This window comes from Mesorhizobium sp. M1217 (assembly GCF_040318275.1).
Taxonomy (GTDB): domain Bacteria; phylum Pseudomonadota; class Alphaproteobacteria; order Rhizobiales; family Rhizobiaceae; genus Mesorhizobium.
The window spans coordinates 99822-119313 of the sequence record NZ_JAMYMA010000020.1 but is presented as its reverse complement, the minus strand read 5'-3'; the positions used below and the strand labels follow the sequence as shown (position 1 = coordinate 119313).

Sequence of the window (19492 nt, the reverse complement as noted above, 5' to 3'; positions counted from 1 at the left end):
TCAGCCCCCCTGCGCATGCAGCCGCACCGGCAGCGCGCGGAACGTCCTAAGGAACGCGGAGGGCTCCCGGGTCGGCTGTTCGGCCAGTACGAGCGTGGGGAAGCGCGCCTCGATCCGCGGCAGGCTCTCGGCCAACTGCACCCGGGCCAGTTGCGCACCGAGACAGAAGTGGATGCCGTGGCCGAAGCTCAGCATGACCTTCCCGTCGGTCGACATGCCAGGACTGGTGCCGTAGAACCGCGCGGGATCGAAGCGGTCGGGATCGGCGAAGGCGTCCGGGTCGCGATTGCCGGCCGCGATCAGCACGCGCACGTCCGCGTTCTTCGGGATCATCACGCCGCCCAGTTTGATGTCGCGCTGGGCGATACGCGGAATGGAGCTGAACATGGCGGGCGCGTCGCAGCGCAGGACTTCTTCGACGAATGCCTTCACCCCCACGGCGTCTCCCTGCAGCCAGTGCCGCTGTTCGGGATACGCCAGCATCGCCAGGACCGCATGGTCGATGGCCGCAGCAGTGGTGGCGAAGCCGCCCAGCAGCATGCCCCACAGCATGCTGATCAACTCCGCATCGGACAGCGTGTCGGCGTCGTCGTCGTGTGCGCCGACCAGCATCGACACGATGTCGTGGCGGGGATCGGTGCGCTTGCGCTGTATGAGGTCGCCGAAGTAGGCCTGCACCCTGGCGCTGGCCCCGTCCGCCGCGGCGAGCTGGGGATCGCTGGCGTGCGGGCTCAGGCCTTCCAGAATGGCGCCGATGCCGGCGGCGAGCCCGAACATGTCGTCCTGGGGCATGCCGAACAGTTCGGCGAAAACCAGCATGGGCAAGGCCAGCGCGAATTCGCGATGCAGGTCCACCGCCTCCCCGCGCTCCAGCGCGGGCGCCATGCCGTCCAGGCGCGCTGCGACGATGCGCGCGATGCTCGGCCGCAGGTTGTCGATCTGGCGCATAGTGAAATCGCGCGAGATCAGCCGGCGCAGACGCGTATGCGTTGGAGGTTCCTTCATCGCTAAAGTGGACGCCAGCAAACTGAGCGACAGGCTGGTCGCCGCACGCGGGAAATAGCGCGCCAGGTCGCCCGGCGCCGGTCCCCGAAACGCATCGCCCGTGGCTTTGAGCGCCCAGTAGATGTCGGCGTGGCGGCTCAACAGAAAGAGGCCCGACGCCGCGCGATGCACCGGATCGTGCTCGCGCAACCACCGCATGAACGGATACGGGTCGTTGATGCACGCTGGCAACGCCAGTTCGGCGAAGGCGTCCCGGCATGCTGCCGTGGTTTCTTGCACATCCATCTTGGTTACCTGTTGGCTGGTGATCTGACCGGCGCCCGCCAGGGGCGCCGGCAAATTGCGGAGAAGATCGCGATTCCCGGCGGCGTCCGCGCATCACCAGAGCACCGGGAACTCCTCGAACCCGCCAGTGATGATCTCCTTGCGCAACTTCAGTTCTTCGGGCGCCACCGCAAGGCGCAGCGCGGGAAAGCGCTGAAAGATCGAACCGAACACTACCTTGAGTTCCAGCCTGGCCAGCGCCGCGCCGATGCAGTTGTGCGGCCCGTAGGAGAACGCCAGGTGCGGGTTTTCCTCGCGTCCGATGTCGAAGATTTCCGGGTCGTCGAAATGGCGCGGATCGAACGACGTCGCCGGCAGACCGACAAGCACCTTGCTCTCCGCAGGAATATGCACGCCCGCGATGCTCACGTCGGTCCTCGGATAGCGCATGATGCCGTCCCAGCCCGCGCCCGGCGGGTACATGCGCAGGATTTCCTCCACCGCCTTGTCCACCAGGGATGGATCGCCGACCAAGCGTTCGCGCTGTTGCGGATGGCGGAACATGGCCAGCAGGCCGAATTCGATCTGCGCGACGGTGCTCTCGTGCCCCGCCACCAGCATGCCCGCCGCCAGGCCGATCGCCTCTTCCTCGGTCGCCTTGCCCTGGTCGACCGCCGCGAGCAGATCAGTCAGCAGGTTGTCGCCCGGATGCTGGCGCTTGTCCCGCATCTTGCCGCGAATGTAGGCGCGCAGTTCTTCCCAGGCTAGGCGCGACGCGCTGCGCGGGCCGCTTTCGTGCTGGTGCGTCATCACCTCGTCGGACAGCCCGGCGAAAAAGGCGTGATCCTCGTAGAGCACGCCCATCAGCGCGCAGATGACCATGGCCGGAAGCGGAAAGGCGAGGTGACGCCGCAGGTCGGCGGGCTGGGGCTGGGCCGCCAGCGTCTCGAACAACTCCGCGGCGAACGCCTCGACCAGCTGCGCGAGCAGCTTCAACCTGCGGTTGCTCAAAGCCGGCGCCACGATCGTGCGTAACCGGGCGTGCTCGCCCCCCTCGTGCGAGACCAGCCACCCCGGCGAACCGAGCATCACCGAATCCGGCGTGAATGCCTCCGGCGGCATTCCCGCGGGCCGGAACGCCGCGTGGGACAGCACCGCCTTGGCTTCGTCGTACCCTGTCACCCACCAGCCTTCTTGCCCGGACGGGAAGTGCACGCGGTGGATCGGACCGTTGGCGCGTAGCGCTAACATCTCGGGCGAGGGCTCGATGTGATCGACGCGCCACATCGGCAGCGTCGGCAAGGGTTGTTCGGACATGGTGGCACTTCACTCTCTAAGCGATGGAAGGGCGGAGGTGACCGGCAGGCGCTGCGGGCAGCCAATGACGTAAGACAGCATGTAGACGAAGTCCTCCGCGGCGGTAGCCCGCGTGTAACTGTCTAGGCATACCGCGCGGCGAGATGCAGAACTTTATCCTGCGCCTTCGAGTTCAGGATCAGGCGAGTGGTGGGCCTTTGAGTCGCAGCCGGCCATCAGGATTTCCCGCACAAGGGTCGACAAGGGCGGCGAGCCTGTTTGGTAGGGGGCGGTTTCGCCGAGGCCCCTTCCCATAGAATGCTATCTGACGCGGATTTGACATTTGCTTTTCTTTCTCCGTTCATCGATCGCGGTGTCATCCACGAAATGAAGGTCGGTCGGCGGCTCCCGAAGGAGCTTCAAAACTCGTGCCAATCTGGCCGACCCAGCATAAGCAAAAAAATTGTGATTGCTTTTCAGTGGATTAGCCTGAGGCCAAAGAAGAGCTCGGCGAAATAGACCGGTGTCGCGGATCAACAAAGGCGACAGAACAGTGTCGGATAGTACGCCTCGGCGACCTTTTGGTCAGGCTTGCGACATTCTGGTCCAGTTTCGAACATAAGAGGGTTGCAAACAGGACACGCTTGGAGAATTCGATCCTCACGGAACCAGGGCGCTTGCCGAAGAGCGTGCGCTCATGGTTGCTGCCACAGGCGTGTGTTCGCAATAGCCGTGCCTGCGCACGCAAGAACACGCTAGCGGCATACGCTACGCAATCGCTGCAGTTCCCGCCGGTGCGAGGTAGTGCATCGGCTCGGCTGCGTTCGTCTTTGCCCAGCTGGGGCGGAAGCGCCGAACATCCGCACCATACAGCACCGTTGTTGAGTGTCGTGACTAGGCGGTTATAGCGCGCGCCCGATCTTGGCGAAGACACCGCCTCCGAGAAAAAGGGGGCGGTCCAAAAGCATGTCTATTTGAAATGGCACGCCGCTTGCTGCTCCTGGTTAGAGCCCATCAAATCACGATGAAAGCGACTTGCGCCATGCCCGACACACGAAGCTCTAGACGGTGGCCTGAAGACACAGTGCCCGTTCCCGCTGAACATCGGTACATCGTCTGCTTCGGAAGTCCGTGCTCGGTAGCCCCTTTGCGCACGGCTGGTCCGATGCCGGCATGCCAACACATGGCGCTCGCGCAATTGCCGTTTACCGGTTGCGATCAGCATGTGAGTGCCCAAGAGCCCCATGAAAGAGCCCCCGAAGCCATGGTCGGCGGCTCACTGGCAAATATCGACGATACGCCGAACCAGCTCAGTAACCCGGGTCTCTTGCGTGAAGTCACATCTGAGGCCGCCACACGCTTCCGATACTGGCTACTTCGGGCCCGCTATCACTTTTTCCCGGGCACGAGCGCGAGTGATCGATGCCGCTTCCGGCGCCATAGCCGTGGAAAGATTGCCCAAGCGGCTCGACAGCCTCCACTCGCTCAGATCGATGGCGTTCGGGTGACGAAGACCAGCAGCCAAGACGTTCCCCTACATCGGGATGGAAAACCGAGGTTGCGAGCCGCGAGGGCCTCATTTCATGCCCGGCAGACGAGCCTTTGCTCGGTATTGCGCCAGCGTCTGCCGGACTCCAGCGCGCCAGTTTTTTCTTGAGGAGCAAGTTGATGACCGTTCAAAAGAAGGTTCCCTTCGTCACCTTTCTCACGCGTGTTCGCGATGAGTCAGTCCAGGGCCCAAATCCATATCGCTGGGAAGAAAAGACATCTGACGATTACTTTGCCGGCAAGCGCGTCATCCTGTTCTCGCTGCCTGGCGCCTTCACTCCGACCTGCTCGACCTACCAACTGCCCAATTTCGAAGACCTCTATGATGAGTTTGAGAAGGAGGGAATTGCCGCGATTTACTGCGTCTCCGTCAACGATGCCTTCGTCATGAATGCGTGGGGGAAGTCCTTGGGCTTGCAGAAGGTCGAGCTCATCCCCGATGGCTCAGGCGAGTTCACACGCAAGATGGGCATGCTGGTCGCCAAGGACAATCTCGGCTTCGGGATGCGCTCCTGGCGCTACGCCGCCCTGATAAACAATGGCGTGGTGGAGCAGTGGTTCGAGGAGGAAGGTTTCTCCGACAACTGCGAGGCCGACCCCTATGGCGTCTCATCGCCGCAAAACGTTCTCGAAACGCTGAAGGCCGCCGCATGACCTAGAAAACGTCTCCTCCCTGGTGCCATTACCCACCCCAAGAAGCTCCTCGACAGGATGTCGCGCTCACCATGCAATCCTCAGCAAGCCTACTTCAGCGCCAGAAGCAATCCATGGTCACATCGCCTCAACTCATTGAGTCGATTCGCTTGCTGCAACTGGCGCATACTGAACTGCATCAGTTCGTGGAGCAGGAAATCGAGAAGAACCCGCTCTTGGAATCTGCGTCAAACGATGACGGGTCTTTTGGCGACGTTTCGATTTCGGGAGCGGATCAGCCTATCGGCCCAGGCGCAAACGCCGTTGACGGACCGACCGGGGCCGGGTCACTCCGCAAGAAGACCAACAACGCGTCGGGTGATGGCCCTTCCCTCGACGAGTTTGCCACCCTCGCCGAAACATTGCACGACCATGTCGCTGGTCAGATCGCCCTCACCGCGTTCACACCAAAGGAGCGGCTGATCGCTGACCAGCTTGCCGCCGATCTGGATGACACTGGCTATCTTCAGACCAACCTTTTGGATCTTGCCGAGAGCCTGAGTGTCCAGGAGGCTGACGTTGAACGGGTTCTCGGAACCTTGCAGCACTTTGATCCACCGGGAATTTTTGCGCGAACTCTCGAAGAATGCCTCGAGCTCCAGTTGCGCCAGCGAGACCGGTTCGACCCGGCAATGGCAGCTTTGGTTGCCAATCTTAAAATGCTTGGGCGACGCGATTTCCAGGCACTGAAGCAGCATTGCGGTGTCGATGAAGACGACCTTCTCGACATGTACCATGAGATTCTTGCGCTCGATCCCAAGCCTGGAAACCGGTTCCAGTCCGGTCCGTTGGAATCCATCATACCAGACGTCTGGGTCATGCCCTCGCCGGAAGGCGGATGGAAGATCGAACTTGATCCGGCCACACTGCCCAAGGTGCTGATCAACCGAGCCTACTATGCCGAAGTCTCGCGTCACACCGTCCAAAATTCGAAAGATCAAGCATTTCTCAACGAATGCTTGGAGACAGCGAACTGGCTGATACGCAGCCTCGATCAGCGCGCCAACACGATTCTTAAGGTTGCGACTGAAATCGTGCGCCAGCAGGATGCCTTTTTGGAACATGGCGTCGCCCACCTGCGGCCTCTCAATCTCAGAACCGTCGCTGACGCGATCGGCGTGCACGAGTCGACGGTAAGCCGGGTGACCTCGAACAAGTACATGCTTACCCCGCGCGGAGTCTTTGAACTGAAGTATTTTTTCACCGTCGCGATCGCGTCCTGCCAAGGCGGCGATGCGCACTCCGCCGAAGCTGTCCGCCATCGGATCAAAGCGATGATTGCCGCAGAATCTCTCGGCGACGTGCTTTCCGACGATGACATCGCTGTCCGGCTGAAGGAAACCGGCATCGATGTTGCGCGCCGCACCGTCACAAAATATCGCGAAGCAATGAACATCCCCTCCTCCGTGCAACGCCGCCGCGAAATGCGCTTGTGTCTTTAATGTGGGTCAACGCAGCCAACCTCATGTTGCAGTGCATCCAAAGTGGAGACTTCGTTCATGACCCGATCCGCGGCAGGCGTCATGACGCTGTTCTGCACGACCCAGAAAAGCCCGACCCACCGTCTGATCCCGCATGGGGTGCGGTCATTTCGCTTTCCTTGGGCACCTTCGGGCTGGTGACGGCAGAGTTTCTGCCTGTCAGCCTCCTCACGCCCCTCGCGCATGATCTCGGTGTCACCGAGGGTGCGGCTGGACAGGCGATGACGGCGACCGCTATCGTCGGGGCGATCTCGGCGCCGACGGTTGCCATCATCACAAAGCGCCTGGACCGCAGGATCGTCATGTGGGCGATGACGCTGCTGCTGATCCTGTCGGACGTTGTGGCGGCCGGCGCGTGGTCGCTGGCGGTACTCCTGACGGCACGCGTCGTGCTCGGCATAGCGCTCGGAGGCTTCTGGTCCATGTCGGCAGCACTGGCGATGCGGCTCGTTCCAAGCCACCTCCTGCCGCGCGCCATATCGATCATCCTCACCGGCGTTTCCGTCGCTTCCGTTTGCGCAGCTCCAATCGGCGCTTATGTCGGCGATATCTGGGGATGGCGAAGCGCCTTCATGATCGCCGCAGTCGTCGGCGCCGCTACACTGCTGGTGCAACTCATAACCATTCCGAGGCTGCCTCCGGTTGGAGTGGCTAGCTTCCGCAGCCTGCTGGATGTGGCCAAGATTCCGATGATCAAGGTCGCGCTTTTGGTCGTCCTGCTGGTCGCTTCCGGCCACTTCGCCGGCTTCACCTATATCCGCGCCTTCCTCGAGAAGGTTCCCGCGCTGGATGTCAAGACGATCTCGCTTGTGTTGCTTGCTTTTGGCATCGGCGGATTCTTCGGCAATTTGGCCGGCGGGCTGCTGGCCGAGTACAGTCTCAAGGCAGTCGCGGCCCTTGCACCGCTGCTCATAGCGATAGCCGCTGTTTCGCTGCTGACGGCGGGAGCATCGGCCTCGGCCTCGGCGGTTGCGGTTGCCGCGTGGGGCTTTGCCTTCGGCGCAGTGCCGGTGGGATTGCAGACGTGGATGGTATGGCGCGCCGCTCCCGAGCAGGCCGAAAGCGCCGGTGTGCTGATGGTCGTAGCGTTCCAAGTGGCAATCGCAGCCGGCGCGATTTTCGGCGGACTATTGGTGGACAATGCCGGGATTACCAGTGCCATTGCCTACAGTGCTGTTGCCACGTTCGCCGCCGCCCTCATAGTGTTCCTGCTCGGCCCGAAGCGCGAAACCTAGACCGCCTGGCAGAAGAGGCCTCAGCAGCGCAGCGGGACGAGAGATGCGATGCACGGCTTCGCCGCCAAACATGCGAACCTCGCCGGCACCGGCCGCGCGTACCTTTCGGCCGCAGACTATCGTTCGGCAGCTTGATGATGGTGACCACATAGCCCAGGAGCTATATATGGCTTGGGAAGTCGTTTTTGGCGATGAGTTCGATGGGGAGTTCGAGGCGTTGCACCAGACAGTCCAAGATGAGCTATTGGCCTCGGCTAAGCTGCTCGGTGTGTTCGGGCCCCAGCTGGGGCGACCGCATGCGGATACCTTGAATGACTCGTCGTTCGCGAACATGAAAGAACTTCGCTTCGACGCTGATGATGGTGTCTGGCGGGTTGCGTTCGCATTCGACCGGAAGCGGAAGGCGATCCTGCTCGTCGCCGGCGATAAGTCGGGCGTGAGGAGAAGCGCTTCTATAAAAGTCTGATCGCCAAGGCGGACAAGCGCTATCAAGGGGATCTCGACCGTTTGGCGGCGGCGAAGAAGGAGAAGAAGTGATGGCACGCAAGCTTGACGACCTAATCGCTGCGCTCCCCGAGGATCGTCGGGAGCGGGTCGACGCGCGTTTCGAAGAGTTAAGGGGAGAAGTCGAGAGTCTCGGCGATTTGCGGCGTGCCGCTGGAAAGGCCCAGGCCGAAATCGCTTCGGTCCTCAAGATCAAGCAGCCTTCGGTCTCGAAGATCGAGAAACAAGCCGACATGTACTTGTCTACTCTTAAAAGCTACGTCGAGGCGATCGGGGGGCAACTCGAACTCGTCGTTCGCCTTCCCTCGCGCGCGCCCCTCCGTATAGAGCGGCTCGGCGACGTCGTGGCTCCCAAAGCCGTCTCAGTGCGTAGCGTTAAAAGAGCGGCAGGTGGACGTAATCGCACAAAGGCCGCACGCGCCGGCTGACCTCACTCTGTTCGGCTAAAGACTACCGATGGGGCGAGATGGTCTCGTCGATGCAAGGAGTAGGTATGAGCAACGTCCTAGTTAAGCCAGCTCGCGGCAAGGTAACGGACGCCGACATAGGTGTGAGCTGCGGATGCCGGCGACTTTGGCTGCTTCCTGGACTGCGCGGTGCAATTGCCTCGATGAGATCGGCGCGGTGAAGCTGCGCCCCGGGGAACAGTCAGCCATGGGGGAGCATCACCCCGCGCCACCTGCCTTCGCGCCACCACAGCCGCGGCAGTTCCAGAAGTTGCGGCGAGAGCATGGCGTGCGGTCCCTGCGTCCCTCGCCCTGTTCGACGCGGATCAGCATGCGTGTCGAGTCGATGTCGTCGATCTTGAGGTGCGCAACTTGGACACGCGCAGGCCCGCGCCATAGGTGACGCCGAGCGCGGCCTTGTACTTGATGCCGGGTGCTGCTTCGAGCAGCCGCGCCGCTTCCTCCACGCTCAGCACCTCGGGCAGCTTGCGCTGATACCTCATGATCACCAGCGCACGCGCCAGATCCCGACGCTTCAGCGTCACGAGGAACAAGAACCGCAGTGCCGAGACCGCGCCATTGACCGTCGCAGGGCCGACGCCGCTCTCATGCTGATGCAGCTGGAATCGACGGATGTCCTCAGCCGTCGCCGTGTCGAGCGAGCGGCCAAGGAACTCAGCGAAGCGCCGGACGTGACGAACGTAGTCCTGCTGGGTATGGGAGCCCAGGCCACGCATGAGCATGTCGTGCTGCATGCGCTGGCGAAGCGGAGAGATTGGTGCATCGGTCGACAGGGTAGCCATGGCGAGTTCCTCTCGTTGAAGGGACCTCCATGGTCAGATCGACACCTCTACCCGCTCAAGTCAAATGGCAGTCGCGCCATCTCAGGCCGAGGCGCCCCTCCCGCGAAGCGGGTCGTCTAATCGCTCGGCCCGACGAGGCCGAACGTCTTCCTCAACCCGCGGATTTGATTGGATATCTGCAAACGCATCTTAAGAAGCTGGCGCCGTGCGGTGATCAGCGTGCGGATCAGCATGCTGTCCAAACCTTTGACCCGAACCTCTCGGTAGTGCGAGTCAACCCGCCTAGGTCGAACCGCAGTTTGACAGTGGGCGTGGTCGTTTCAATTTTTAGCGCAATGTGGAAAAGTGGGTGCGGAGGCAATGGGTTGGCCATATTTCGCACATTGCTTCACTGAATAGCAATGTGTAATGGAGGTGAAAAAGTTCATTTAAAACAACCGCCCAACCGCAGCACAATGTGCGCTCTTTTATCCTGCCATCTTAATCGGTCGTATGGTCGTATTTTGAGGGAGTTGATCGCCATCGTCGTTCCGCGTTGAGTTCCGATGCGCGGTGCAGTTTTCCGCGCTCTGCGACGGGGTAGTTGCGCTACTTATTTGCAGCGCTCGAGCCATCGCGGCGCAATATTCCATCGCACTGACGGAGCAGCGTCACCTGGTCTGCATCAGTCTTGACCGCAAAACCGAATTCTCTGCTCAAAGTGCTGCCGCCTTCGTTCAATTGGTGCATCTGCGTTGTCATCAAGCCGCTCATCGACGCGCTTCGAGTAGCGTGCGATCCTTCATATGAGCGCGTTGGGCGTGTCCTGGTTGGTTGACGGGTCCCCATATAGAAGGTCAAGGCGGTCAACATGGCGTGCATTATGACAACCAGCTTGCGCACTACCGTCACGAGTGCCTGGCGACGACAAGAGCGCTTGGCTCCGATGCCCAGCTCATGACTTGTATTTGCCCTCGACACGCTCTTCGCTTGGTCAATGAGCTCGCCACCGTTTAAGGCGGTAACGCAATGTCGGATAATAGCGCTCATTCTATTACATCAAAGCGCCCACTTTTTTTGAGCATGAGTTCTGCCGCTGCGCTTTAGATATCTTGGGTTGGGAAGGCCTGCGGGGCGCGTGCGTGAAACGCCGCTACAACAGGGCGCATGCAAGGTTTGCGTTGCATCGGGAGTAGAGTCGCGTGCACGATGCCGATCCGCGTGTTTCACGTTATCGGTCAGTCGAAGGGCGGATAGACTGGAGGTGGTTGTCCGATGGCAGAGTTTGGTTACGGTGAGCAATTGTCTTCAGATGGCTCCTTGTTGCCTATCAACGTTGTGGTGCTACCGCATGCTGTTGGGTTGCCCTTGCCCTCGTACGCTACTGAAGGCTCAGCCGGCCTTGACCTTCGGGCAGCTATTGGCGAGGACGCTATTGAGATCGCGCCCGGAGAGCGAAAGCTGATTCCAACCGGTTTAATCTTTGAATTGCCCGTCAGATATGAGGGCCAAATTCGTAGCCGTTCTGGTCTGGCGTATCGCAACGGAGTTGTCGTTCTGAACTCGCCTGGAACTGTCGATAGCGACTTCAGAGGAGAAGTCTTAGTATTGCTTTTCAATCACGGAAAGGATGCGTTTAACGTGCGACGAGGCGACCCGTATTGCGCAGTTTGTTGTTGCTTCCTGCGTCCCGGTTCGTCTACGCCAAGCTGTAGCGATTAGTGCCACCAGCCGAGGGTTAGGTGGTTTTGGCTCAACCGGCGACGCAACAGGCGACTGACTCGTGGGAAATTAATGACGACGACGATTGACCTGCTATCGGAAAAGGAACGGTTCTTTCGTCTGTTTCAGGTTTGGCCCATTTCGCAACGATTTGAAACGGAACGTTGGCGGGAAAACTTCACGTCCGATGAGCGTCCTTTTGCTGACAGATTGCTGGATCGGTTTGCATACTTTAATGAAACCATGGTTGACGCTCTGCTTAAAGCAGCTGTTCAACGCTTCCTCAACATTTCCTATTCAACCACAAAGACGGACATCTCTAGGTGCGTTTTTGTTAGCGTGGAAGGAGAAGCACCCCACCCGGCTGACAGCGGTTATGCGTTTCTCCGAAAGGTGAGGAACACGCTCGGTGTTAATGAGGACAAGATCCATACGGCGGATTCCGCTTTACGCCTTCACCCATTCGTCGAGAACTATGTGTTCGTCGACGATTTTGTGGGCAGTGGAAATCAAATGACACAAACATGGACCCGAAAAAGAGTTCAGCCTGATGGCTCAATTCTTTCGTTCGCGGACGTAGCTGTATCTGGAAAACATACTTTCGCGTACTGCCCATGTTTGTGCACCGAGTCAGGAAAGATAAATCTCGAACGAGATGCTGCGCCACTCTGCATCGTTCCCGCTCACATCATATCGGCGAGGCACAATGCCATCCATCCTGAGGCGTTTGTCTGGGAAGGAATGAACATCAACGACGCTCTCCAATTTATGAAGACCACCGGGAATCGGGCTGGTTTCGTCGCACAAGACGGAGGCCAAAACGACTGGCGGGGATACCACTGTCTAGGGCTTTCCCTGGCAGTACACGATTCCATTCCAGACGCTTCGCTCCCCATTTATTTCTCCCAACTGAATGGCTGGAAACCGTTGATGAGAAGAAGTTCATGACAGCTCTGCAGGATCGATCAAATTCCCTACAGAGCCTGTTCGGCAGCTTCAGGGCCGAGTGGCTACAGGAAAAGCTCTTTTCACTTTTCAGCGAGCCCGCATATTTTCCCTCACTCAAGGACCATAGGCCATGCGTTTTGATTGGCGGTCGGGGTACCGGTAAGACCACGGCACTCCGATGCATGTCGTATGAGGGGCAGTTTGCGCTGGCTGGCGACAGATTTGCAGATGTTGCAGCCTCGGATTTTGTGGGCCTCTATCACAAGGTCAATACCACGCGGGTATCCGCGTTTGAGGGCTCGATTCGAACCCCAGAGCAATGGCGCCGCATTTTTTCACATTATACCAATGTAGAAATTTGCGAGATGCTCTTAGCGGCATTCGACTGGTACAAATCTCAATCGGCATCGTCAGAAACCATTGATATCAAAACCTGTAGAAGAGTCGCTGCTTCATTTGGATATGACAATGTCAGCAGCGAAGATGGGCTTCGATCATGCGTCAGCGATGCACTGGCTGCAATTGAACGCTGTATTAACAATGTGTCACTACCAGAGCCAACGCTATCACTGCTACAAGTTCCAATTGATCTATTAGCTTCCGGATTAAGAACTACAAAACTCCTTGATGGTAAGATCTTTTATGTAATACTCGATGAGTACGAGAATTACCTGGACTATCAGCAGCAAATAATGAATACCTTGGTTAAACATTCTAGCGGTTCTTATGTATTCAAAATCGGCGTGCGCGAGCTAGGATGGCGAGTAAGGTCCACTCTTAATCCAAACGAATATCTTGTTAATCCTGCCGATTACGAATTAATTAATATCGAGAACCGCCTGAGTGAGACGTTCCCGAAGCTTGCACGTGAGGTTTGTGAGGCGCGGTTGGCTGCGTGGGATTCTTCATTCACAGAGCATCACGCGTCTCTCGATCGGCTGTTGCCGGCCCTATCTCAGGATAGGGAGGCAGATATGCTCGGAGTTGAAAAACACCTAGAAGGCTTCCGTGAGTACCTATTATCTCGAAAAAACGACGCAGTCTTAAGCCTAAAAAATCTTGAGATGTACGTGTTTCTTTCTTTAAATGAGGGGAATTTTGACGCTGCACTTAAGGAATTGATACTTTACGCCGCAGGTGAAGCACAGCAAAAAGATCGGTATCATAATTATAAATATGCATATCTTTTTTCAATAACAGGAAAAGGAGCAGAAATATCGAAATACTATTGTGGTACTGATGTATTTTCATTGATCTCAAGAAATAACCTAAGATTCTTTCTGCAATTGGTTACTGAGAGTCTGGCAAGGCACCTCGCTGGTGGCAACCCAGTGAATTCTTCCATTAGTTTTGAAGACCAGACGAAGGCGGCACGGCAGGTCGGACTTCAATATTTGACTGAGTTGGAGGGTGTAACCGTTCGAGGTGTACAGTTGGTGAAGTTATTGCTCGGACTTGGACGTCTTTTTCAGATCTTGTCCATGAACCCCGCCGGCTCAGCTCCTGAGTGCAACCAATTCCAGCTGCGAAGCAATCGAACACTCTCGCATGAGACCATCGAGTTTGCCTCAGCCCTTTTGCGGGACGGTGTAATGCATTTGGCGCTGGTCAGATCGCCAGGTACCAAACTGGCTACCGATTCGGATATCAGGGAGTGGGATTATTCACCTCATCCGATCTTTGCGCCGTTCTTCAATTTTAGTCATCGCCGAAAGCGCAAACTCGATCTGACAGAGCAAGACATCGCAGACATGGTTAGGCAACCTCAGGTAACTATCAAGCGTCTTCTGCGAGAGAGAAGCTACCTTGCTGAACAGCAAATGCCGACTCAACTAATGCTATTCGACGACTATTTTGGCGCTTCTAATGCTTAAGTCGTGGCCTTCGAGTATATATACGTCGAGTGCGGATGTGATTTTTCTAAGAGGCGCCGCTTTATTTCATGGAAAGTTTTTAGAAGAGAGAAGCGCTATCCCTACTAGCTGGATGAATAACTCCGAACTTAGTAGATTTGAAATTGTGGAGTGCGACGACATATCGCAATTCCGCCTAGGACAGGACGCCCAAGAGATTCGCGGCAATAGTCAGCCTGACGTCGAGCGAATACTCGCTCCAATAGTCGGTCGACCAATCTACATCGATATCACTGGGCTAAGCCACCATGTCTGGATGCCGCTTTTGCGAAACGCGATCGACAGCGGTGCAGACGTTTGGTGCATTTATGCCGAGCCTGAAAAATATCAGTTCACCAACAGCCCACGCCCGAGTGAGTTTTTCGATCTGAGCGAGCGTATTCGTGGAATCGCGCCTATCCCCACATTCGCTAAGCTCTCGACAAACCGAAATTTGAAAATATTGACAGTGCCCCTGCTGGGATTCGAGGGAACTCGATTCCGCTACATGGTTGAGACGCTTCAGCCAGAGGGTAAGAATGTCTTTCCCTTTATAGGCGTTCCTGGCTTTAAGCCGGAATATCCTTTTCATACCTATCAAGGAAATGCGAACACGCTAGACGACACTCGAGCATGGGAGAATGTTCGATTTTTGGACGCGGCATGTCCGTTTTCCGTGGCTGCCGAGCTTGCAAGTCTACAAACACTAGCGCCGAACATCTTCTTGCAAGTCGCATTAATCGGAACCAAACCGCACGCTCTTGGTGCAGCTTTGTATGCGCTTAGGAACCAGAACGTTGAACTCGTCTACGATCACCCAGTAAGAAAGCCGTCACGAACATCCGGTTCTTCAAGGTGTCACGTCTACCACGTTTCTGAATTTCTCGAACCAAACTAAAGCATTTTCGACAGACATCCGTGATACGGCCCCTAGCCGCAGAGTTGGTTTTCCAAGCCAGCTCAGGGAACCCACGTTTTCTTGACGATCTTACGGCTGGCGCCGGTGGCCTAGTAGTTACTGCGACAATAGGGCGGCCCAACTCACCATGGACAACTTGTACTAATCATCGCGTTCGGCCTCACGCCGAGCAGCACGGCCAGAAGCATCACGTCGACCAGTCATTGCGGCTACCTTCGCGGCGTTAGAATCCCTGAATTGCATGTAAGCGTCCTTTATCGCCACGCTCGACGGACGGCCGACAACAAGAGCAAATAGATCGTAATACGGCTTGAACCGCTTTTTATCGGTTTTGAATTTCCAGGTCCAATTCCAACCCCATTCGAATTCCTGTCTTGAATCAATCTGCGCAGCAACAGTACGATCAGTCACGAATTTAAAGATATGATTGTTGCATGTCTTCACAAATACTTGTAGCGCATCAGCAATGTTGTCAAGATCTTCTGTCGATGCGGAAAATAGACCGCCAATGAGATGGTGGTGTTTCGACATACCAAGGTCGTTGGCATTCTTATTGCCAAGGTATCCGAAGCGGTGCACGCAACAGTGGCGGACGTGGCAGATGCTTTCGTAGGTTCCAAGCGCGGCGTCGATCTCCGGCGGAAGCTTGGTCATCCCGATCTCGCCCAGGCGCGCTTTAAGTTCCTTCACCGAGGCGAATGAGTCTTCATAGAGTGCTTCCGCAAGGGACTCACGGGGACGTTTCATTGCCACCGAAAACAGGAGCTGTTTCTGTCCAAGTGCCTCCATAGTCAGTTCGTCAATGTGGGCAAGCCGACTAAGCAATGTTCTGAAATAGGTCTCGACTGCCGAAAGGTATCCCAGCAGGACGATGGAACACAGCTCCGGTGAGGGAACCCTGTTTGCAGTGGCGCCAGCCAAAATGACGTTGATGGCGTTGGTGTTCGCAATGAATTTGTCGATGGGGCTCCACACTTCATTGGTGTGTCTGAAGAGCTGTGTTGTATCGATGGAAGGAAGGGGCTGGACCTCGACAAGGGGACGGATCGCGATTGCCGTCATGACATCATCTCGTCAACGTAGTCCTCAACCTTGGTGAGAATTCGATCAGAACGTGCTTGGGCGATCGAATGGATCTTTCGGAGCTCGGTACCTGGGTCCTGTAGAGCTCGCAGCGCTCCAACCGTCTTGATGTTGGCACTTTCCATTTTTCCGATCAGGAATTCGGTGAGGCCAGGAACGCCGTTGATCTCCATCGCCATAATGCGATTGTAAATCAACTCGTCGACGAGCTTGCTCCCGCAGTTCTGGCAGAATTTCTGCTTCTCAGCATTCCTTGGGGTCTGGCAATTTTGACAGGGAGGGAGATCGAGTTTGAGCGTTTCGTTGATACCTTGAGCGCTGAACAGCGTCGTGAAGTTCCTCCGAACCGGATGCTTTTCGTTAGGCCGGGCGATGAACTCGACGATGTTTCCGAGTGATGTACCCCGTTCACCGGGCGAGAACGCTCGCTCAGCGATCAGAGCGGCTAGGTGCGGGGTGAAGCGCCGATACGTCCGATCGCGTCCATGCGACACTTCTTCTTCCCTGTGAAGCAGACCAGCTTCAGCTAGGAGATCCACCATTCGGCTCGATAGGGGGTCGAATTCCTTGGCCTCGATGCCTAGTACGGTGGCCTTCTCACGCTTGCCCTTGAGCTCTTCATTGCGAGCAGTCATCGCCGCAACGACGCCGTCGAAGAACTTCTCGCCAACGCGGATGAGTGTTTTGAGCTCTACGACCTTCTCTCCCAGAGACCGAAACTCGCGAATTCTATTGTCGCGATGCGCGCGGATCACCTTGGTCACCGTCGATCCCATGCTCGACTTCGTCGGCTTGGCCGCCTGCACCGACCTGAGAAGTGTGAGGTATGCTCGGGGAATACCAAATGCGGCATATTGCAGAAGGGTTCTCGCTTCGGGCGCAATCCCGCTGAGCCCTTCTGGGTAGCGACGCTCCGCAATCGTCTGCATCATGGCGCCATAGCCTGCATTGTCGACCGCAGCCCACGCCGAGACGGTTCTACCCTCATGGTCAGCGTGGAAGCGGGTTCCAAACACCGTGGTGCCGGGATAGATCGAGCATTTCGGGGCGATCTCAGGCGACTTGATCACCCGGAGAATGTCCAGAAATTCCGTCATGAATGCCGGCGACAGGGTGAGAGCCGCATCGTCCAACAGGAGCACGGTCCGCGTCCGCCCACTCCTCGTAGCTAAGTCCGCAAGGACTCGTTTGACAGCTTCGACGGACAGTTCGCGATGTACCATCTCGTCGACGGGATCGAGCTGGAAGTTACGCTCAAGAGCCTTCACAAGCTTTGCAAGCCGCCCGGCTTCGAGGCCGAACTCTGTGCCGATATCGTAGTCGGACGAGCCGCCGACACGCCTGAAGGTTTCCTGAGCGCCCTCTAGGATTCGCGCGAGCACCCAAGAATGGAATAGTCCGTTCGCATCGGTCCGCGCTCTAGAAAGAGGTTCGAGGCTCAGGTACCTGTTCAAGGATGTATAGACGCTGAAAGGTCGGTCCTTGTGTTCAACACATTCGAGCCAAGCGTATCGCATAAGGTGGGTTTTTCCGCACCCGCGAGGACCTACGAGAAGCACCAAACCGCGTGCGCAAAGGACCCTCACGATCTCGTCGAATTGATCGCCTGTTGCCGTTCCTGACTTGATGACGTTCTCCTCGACGTGGTCGGCTCGCTCTTCGAAAGAATCATCTAAGGTCTCATCAAATTCCTGATCGTCCACGTCTGGTGTTCCGGTCATTGAGCTTCGATCTCCAAATCCAAGAGATCCTCTCTATTCAACATGCGCGCGCCAACGCCTCGTGAAACTCCTAGAAGGGCCGCCTGACCGCCCTCGGACAAAAGGCTGCGAACGACAGTGTCGCGCCATGTAGCCGGTACGCGAATGCGATATATGCAGTCCGTGAGGAGCGCCCGACCTCGTGCCACGACACAAATCTTACGCTGCAGTTCGCGATCAACCCTAGCCAGCAAAATGTCGCCCGGCTCGGCAATGCGTTTGCCAGGGCGATCCGCGCCGAGGCTCTGGCCAGAAAGACGGTATGTGAAGGGCGAAGTTTGATCAAACCCGGTTGTGTGAAAAACCGGCTCGCCGCATGCGCGGGCCGCAGCTGACGAAAGCGAGCCTCTGACGATCTCTGCTTGGATTGCGCGGAGCGTAAAGCCTCGCCTGACAATCTTGGTCGATTTGTAGAAGCTAAAGTCCATCCTGAATGCGGCATCCTCCGCCCGTACAAGGATCGGAGAAGAGATTCCGTCGATGCCGATATTGCTGATTTCGACCGGGTCACCTCGCCCTCGCTCGTTCCGGAAGACGATGACGTGAGCCTGAGCCTCAGTACCTCGGAAGGAGCCACGCGGCAGTTGAACGATGCGCATGACACGGAGGCGTTCGAGCAACGCCTGTCGGACGGCGAGTGATCGCCTAGCGGAGACCAATCCGTCCGGGACAATTACTCCAATCTCGGCTCCGGGTTCTGCTAGGCGAAGGATCTGGGCGACAAACATGATATCGGAACCAAGGGCCGTCGGCGGGACCGCGTGCAGATGGTCCATTCCTGCATCCGCGAGGATGCGCGCAAACCCTTTGCGCCATCGAACCCGCGTATAGGGAGGGTTGCATACCGCCAGATCGAAGCGGGATTGTCCGACCTTTTCGGGAAGATCCTCATCGAGTACATCAGCGACAAGGTGCTCATGGGCTTGATGGCCGGCAGAAGCCATACCAAGTCGGATGTACTTCTCAGCATCGAGGTCGAGGTCGATGGTCTGAATCCGAGCACTCGCCCATCGTTGCGCTGCGGCGACGGTCAGCGAACCGCTCCCCGAACCGAGGTCTAGAATTGAAGTCGCGTGCCGGCGATCGAATAGGCTCACAAAAGCTTGTCCAATCAGGGGATCGGTATAAAACCGTCCCAACGGATCACCTCTCTTTCCCAACCCCTGAAGCATTCTATCGCCTAAACCAACCCGCGCACGAATCGCCTGCTCACTCCGTCGCAATCCCGACACTGCATCCGTGGCAGAGATGGACGCAAGCTGGCGCAAGTCGACGTTTCCCTGAAGCTTCCTAACACAGGCTTCGTCGTGCAAACACCTCGTTCCGAGAACTTCGTCGATGCCCCTGGAGGTTCTGGATAAGGTGTTTGCTCTAGAGGCGGGCATGACTCCTGTAGGAAGCCATTGTCCGGCTTGCACACACACCCGAATCAGACGGTGAGACCGCTCCGGCTCTGTTCCGCCGGCGTTGCCCTTCCTCCCGCCTTCCTAGATGGAGTCTACAATAAGTTGGCGGTGGCAACCGCTTCTTTGCGAACAGCAGTCGCAGGTTCTCGGAAACAGTCCGCTGCTCTGCCCCAGAGATATCGAGTGGACTTGCGACAAAGCCGGGAGTCTAATCGACAGATCAGACTAATATCTGCATCACTCGCGTCGCTACGGCGTCCCAATTCACCTCTGGATAATTGCATCGATCCCAAGGTAAGATTCGGGCATCTCCAGCACGGAAACAGCACTTAGGGAGTGGCGGTCTGGTCCGACCCAAGCCGAGCGGCTTGTCGCCGGCATTCTCCGGCTAGAGAAATACACCAACGTCCATCCGCAGGCGCCGCTCGGAGGCCCTGGCGATGGCGCCGACATCCTGTGCGAGCGCGGGCGCTATTTCTGGGTATGCGCAGCCTATTTTGAATCGATG

General features: G+C 57.4%; 15 protein-coding genes and 3 pseudogenes. 9 read left to right on the top strand and 9 right to left on the bottom strand.

What is annotated here, in order from left to right; translation table 11 throughout:
• The 3 genes and pseudogenes from NKH37_RS27720 to nifH form a co-directional block, all read right to left on the bottom strand.
• A complete protein-coding gene (locus NKH37_RS27720) occupies positions 1-1290 on the bottom strand; it encodes a cytochrome P450 (protein ID WP_352937948.1) in 1290 nt (429 codons plus the stop codon).
• Positions 1291-1383: 93 nt separating this feature from the next.
• Positions 1384-2586 (bottom strand): cytochrome P450, encoded by a 1203-nt coding sequence (locus tag NKH37_RS27715; RefSeq protein ID WP_353041875.1) that lies wholly within the window; start codon positions 2584-2586, stop codon positions 1384-1386.
• Between the two features lie 131 nt (positions 2587-2717).
• A pseudogene (gene nifH / locus NKH37_RS27710) lies at positions 2718-2908 on the bottom strand (nitrogenase reductase); the annotation flags it as partial.
• Between the two features lie 1325 nt (positions 2909-4233).
• Here nifH and NKH37_RS27705 point away from each other — a divergent pair.
• The 5 genes from NKH37_RS27705 (at position 4234) to NKH37_RS27685 (ending at position 8454) form a co-directional block, all read left to right on the top strand.
• Positions 4234-4767: a peroxiredoxin gene (locus tag NKH37_RS27705; RefSeq protein ID WP_352483748.1), complete on the top strand. Its 534-nt coding sequence runs from the start codon at positions 4234-4236 to the stop codon at positions 4765-4767.
• 71 nt (positions 4768-4838) lie between these two features.
• The gene (rpoN, locus tag NKH37_RS27700) at positions 4839-6248 is read left to right on the top strand and encodes an RNA polymerase factor sigma-54 (RefSeq protein ID WP_353041873.1); all 1410 of its coding nucleotides are present in this window, start codon (positions 4839-4841) and stop codon (positions 6246-6248) included.
• Between the two features lie 23 nt (positions 6249-6271).
• The gene (locus NKH37_RS27695) at positions 6272-7522 is read left to right on the top strand and encodes an MFS transporter (protein WP_352483750.1); all 1251 of its coding nucleotides are present in this window, start codon (positions 6272-6274) and stop codon (positions 7520-7522) included.
• A 166-nt stretch (positions 7523-7688) separates the two neighbouring features.
• On the top strand, positions 7689-7988 hold the full coding sequence (locus NKH37_RS27690) for a type II toxin-antitoxin system RelE/ParE family toxin (RefSeq protein WP_352483751.1): 300 nt from the start codon (positions 7689-7691) through the stop codon (positions 7986-7988).
• Positions 7989-8058: 70 nt separating this feature from the next.
• Positions 8059-8454, top strand: coding sequence for an XRE family transcriptional regulator (locus NKH37_RS27685; protein WP_352818381.1), 396 nt, complete (start codon positions 8059-8061; stop codon positions 8452-8454).
• Between the two features lie 344 nt (positions 8455-8798).
• On the opposite strand, the gene NKH37_RS27680 is transcribed toward NKH37_RS27685, so the two are convergent.
• From NKH37_RS27680 to NKH37_RS27670, 3 genes and pseudogenes are all read right to left on the bottom strand, one after another.
• Positions 8799-9275 carry a tyrosine-type recombinase/integrase gene (locus tag NKH37_RS27680; RefSeq protein ID WP_352818384.1) on the bottom strand — a complete coding sequence of 159 codons (477 nt, stop codon included), beginning with the start codon at positions 9273-9275 and terminating at the stop codon, positions 8799-8801.
• Positions 9276-9400: 125 nt separating this feature from the next.
• Positions 9401-9541 (bottom strand): annotated as a pseudogene (locus tag NKH37_RS27675) (IS110 family transposase); the annotation flags it as partial.
• Positions 9542-9863: 322 nt separating this feature from the next.
• Entirely contained in the window at positions 9864-10028 is a 165-nt protein-coding gene (locus NKH37_RS27670) for a hypothetical protein (protein WP_352483754.1), read from the bottom strand.
• A 501-nt stretch (positions 10029-10529) separates the two neighbouring features.
• Here NKH37_RS27670 and dut point away from each other — a divergent pair.
• The 4 genes and pseudogenes from dut to NKH37_RS27650 all read left to right on the top strand — a co-directional run bounded on the left by dut (position 10530) and on the right by NKH37_RS27650 (position 14714).
• Positions 10530-11034, top strand: a pseudogene (gene dut / locus NKH37_RS27665) (dUTP diphosphatase).
• A 14-nt stretch (positions 11035-11048) separates the two neighbouring features.
• A complete protein-coding gene (locus NKH37_RS27660) occupies positions 11049-11924 on the top strand; it encodes a phosphoribosyltransferase-like protein (protein ID WP_352483756.1) in 876 nt (291 codons plus the stop codon).
• Positions 11921-13798, top strand: a complete 1878-nt coding sequence (locus NKH37_RS27655; RefSeq protein ID WP_352483757.1) for an ORC-CDC6 family AAA ATPase — start codon at positions 11921-11923, stop codon at positions 13796-13798. The genes NKH37_RS27660 and NKH37_RS27655 overlap by 4 nt, the downstream gene beginning before the upstream one ends.
• A 37-nt stretch (positions 13799-13835) precedes the next feature.
• Positions 13836-14714: a hypothetical protein gene (locus tag NKH37_RS27650; RefSeq protein ID WP_352483758.1), complete on the top strand. Its 879-nt coding sequence runs from the start codon at positions 13836-13838 to the stop codon at positions 14712-14714.
• 162 nt (positions 14715-14876) lie between these two features.
• Here the strand turns inward: NKH37_RS27650 and NKH37_RS27645 are convergent, their stop codons facing one another.
• From NKH37_RS27645 to NKH37_RS27635, 3 genes are read right to left on the bottom strand one after another with little or no spacing between them, the layout of a single operon-like run.
• Positions 14877-15797, bottom strand: coding sequence for a hypothetical protein (locus NKH37_RS27645; protein ID WP_352483759.1), 921 nt, complete (start codon positions 15795-15797; stop codon positions 14877-14879).
• Positions 15794-17539 carry a zinc ribbon domain-containing protein gene (locus NKH37_RS27640; RefSeq protein WP_352483760.1) on the bottom strand — a complete coding sequence of 582 codons (1746 nt, stop codon included), beginning with the start codon at positions 17537-17539 and terminating at the stop codon, positions 15794-15796. Before NKH37_RS27640 ends, NKH37_RS27645 begins: the two co-directional genes overlap by 4 nt.
• Complete coding sequence (locus NKH37_RS27635) at positions 17536-18750, bottom strand: N-6 DNA methylase (RefSeq protein ID WP_352483761.1); 1215 nt, start codon at positions 18748-18750, stop codon at positions 17536-17538. Before NKH37_RS27635 ends, NKH37_RS27640 begins: the two co-directional genes overlap by 4 nt.
• Positions 18751-19492: the final 742 nt, after the last annotated feature.